The organism is Ruegeria sp. BG8 (assembly GCF_056538325.1).
In genome coordinates, this window is record NZ_JBQFSZ010000025.1 from 1 (window position 1) to 2,325 (window position 2,325).

The 2,325-nt window shown below is 51.3% G+C and carries 2 protein-coding genes; both read right to left on the reverse strand.

Going from position 1 to position 2,325, the window contains the following annotated elements; all coding sequences use genetic code 11:
• Positions 1-94 precede the first annotated feature (94 nt).
• On the reverse strand, positions 95-1,489 hold the full coding sequence (locus ACR0DG_RS21395) for a primase-helicase family protein (RefSeq protein ID WP_480700556.1): 1,395 nt from the start codon (positions 1,487-1,489) through the stop codon (positions 95-97).
• Positions 1,490-1,746: 257 nt separating this feature from the next.
• Positions 1,747-2,304 carry a hypothetical protein gene (locus ACR0DG_RS21400; protein WP_480700554.1) on the reverse strand — a complete coding sequence of 186 codons (558 nt, stop codon included), beginning with the start codon at positions 2,302-2,304 and terminating at the stop codon, positions 1,747-1,749.
• Positions 2,305-2,325: the final 21 nt, after the last annotated feature.

The following is a 2,325-nucleotide window of genomic DNA, read 5'->3' on the forward strand; positions in this document are numbered from 1 at the left end:
TTGGCCCTCGAAAGGGCCTCCTCGTAGTGATTATCCATGATGTCCTTAAGCCAGATCTCGCAGTCGTCTCTCAAAAAGAAGTGCTGACCATCCATCATATGATCTCCACTTCGGCGAACCGGGTATCACCAGCAATGTGATCGTTGATGCTCACTGGCTCCAAGTCAGGACCATGGATTTTACCCCGCTCGATCCAATAGCCGGACTTAACCCAAATCGCGCGTTGATAGTCTTTGCCACCCCACTTGGCCTTTGTCTTCCGCCAATCGAGCTCATCCATGAGGTGCTTGGTTTGGTTGATGTTTCCTTTGAGATGCGTCTGGACGAACTCAACCACTCCCGCTTCAGGGAGAGCGACGAGCCCGCTAGCATTCAGTTCTTCCTCCAACCGATCAACAATGGTGTCACGGCTGGTCTGGTGCAGGCGTTCCATGGTCGGTGTCTGATGGTCGGCGATGTTAAGGCTCTTGGCGCTGAAACCTTCCGGCAGTTGTCTCTGCATCAAGGCGTTATAGACACAAGCCACGTTCGCCGGATCATCCAGGAACTGATGAACCTGACCGACAAGGATCGAAAACTCATTGGCACGAGAGCCCCCTGATCGTCCGTCGTGGTTTACGTCCATTACGAGGTAACGGCGCTCACCCTCACCGATCCAAGACGGCCAGATGTTCGAGGTGAACAAGAAGCAGCACGACTGCTTTGCACGTTCAGCTTCAATCCCTTTCCGCTCTATCAGAACGTAGGGGTCCGTGATGAAGGTTTTGATTGCGTTTTCCTGCGGCGACCCCGGCTTGATCTGGGTTTCCTCACAAACCACAAGCTTGCTTGTCAGAACCGTGGCGTTGAACTGCTGCGTGAGCTTGCTGACGTTATTTGGAACGACGGTATTCTGATTGCCGAAGAGTTCGGTCAGAATGCGTGCCGTTGTACTTTTCCCAGTACCTCTTCCCCGCGAGTACAGGAATGGAGCCCAAGCAGGCTTTTCCCCCTCGTTCTGGAGGCTCCATGCTAACCAGTTCAGGAACTGCTCACGGTCGTGATCAAGCTGAAAGAACTCATCGAAGAATTGTCCGATGGTGCCAAGTTCAGCGGAATTGATCCTGAGTTGACGATATTCAGGTTCGACCCATGTATTGGCTGCGACTGCTCCACGCGACCGTATCAGTCGGTTAGAGTTCCCGGCCTCACAGATTGCCGTTCCGTTCCAGACCTGAAACGACCGGTCGGCGTCAGTATGTTGCGTTTCGATCAGCAGCTTGAATAAGCCTTTAACCAAGTCGTTGCTCAGTGGAACTTCGGGATGCTCGTCCCGTACCCGGTTCAGGATCATCCGCTCCACATCGTTGCGCGACAGTGGAACACTCAGATTCTCCACATCGAAGAACTTGTTGTCTCTCCGAACGATCTGATCGCCATAGGCCTTGGCTAGACGTTGAACTTGCTCTGTTACCTCCGCTCCAGCAGTTGGATTATTATTGGTTTCCATTGATGGTTATCTCCCATCATTGATGCTCCCGGCTTAGCCACGCGCCCTATATCAGGAGACGGCTGATTAGACCGTTTATGAGGGGCTGGCACCGGGTGCATAATCGTGTTCTTCTCTCCTATAGAGTGCCCTGGAAGAATTTTCGGGCTGAAAACGAGCTAAAACCCCTTATTTTTATAGCAAAAACGGCCACCAGAGGGTCGCGGCCTGTTTTTGGTTCATTTTGCCCGAATTTGGCGGTTGAAATTGGGGAAATACTAAACTTCAGCGGAGGCTTTCGGATGGTCAACAGCAAGCATCAATACCAGCGACGCACGGTTTAAATTGGCCTCCTGACCAACAAGGCCGGAATGCCATTTGAACCCATGAATGAGGTTCGTTCTCAGGCAATAAGCAATATGCAGTAATGCGGCAATCCGTTGGGTATAGTCGTCTGGATCATCTCTGAATACTTGCTCGATACGGTTCGTGGAGTTTACCGCCTCCCGCGTTAGCTCTTCTAAATACGGCGAAATATTGGCTCCTTCGAGGTGCCGATTACTGAAATAACTGAAAGCTTCCGTAAATTCCTGCGTCCTGGTGAAGTCGTTCAGTCCGTTAGCCGCCGCTTCCTCGATCCGATCAAAATTACTAACATCATGCGACTTACCAGCTGACACGTTCTTTGCGAATAGTCGTGTGTCTGCTGGACCGATGATCTGTTGCTCGAAAAAACTCCAAATCAATACAAAATGGGCAATGGAACCCTTGAGAGGGCGATCAAGTTCCGGGCAGTCCGGCCGATGTTTTTTTAGCCACTTGTCGAAATCGCTCATTAAACTCTCCACTATGCACAC

Coding starts and splice junctions, on each gene's coding strand:
- ACR0DG_RS21400 (WP_480700554.1), bottom strand. CDS start 2,304: ATGAGCGATTTCGACAAGTGGCTAAAAAAACATCGGCCGGACTGCCCG.
- ACR0DG_RS21395 (WP_480700556.1), bottom strand. CDS start 1,489: ATGGAAACCAATAATAATCCAACTGCTGGAGCGGAGGTAACAGAGCAA.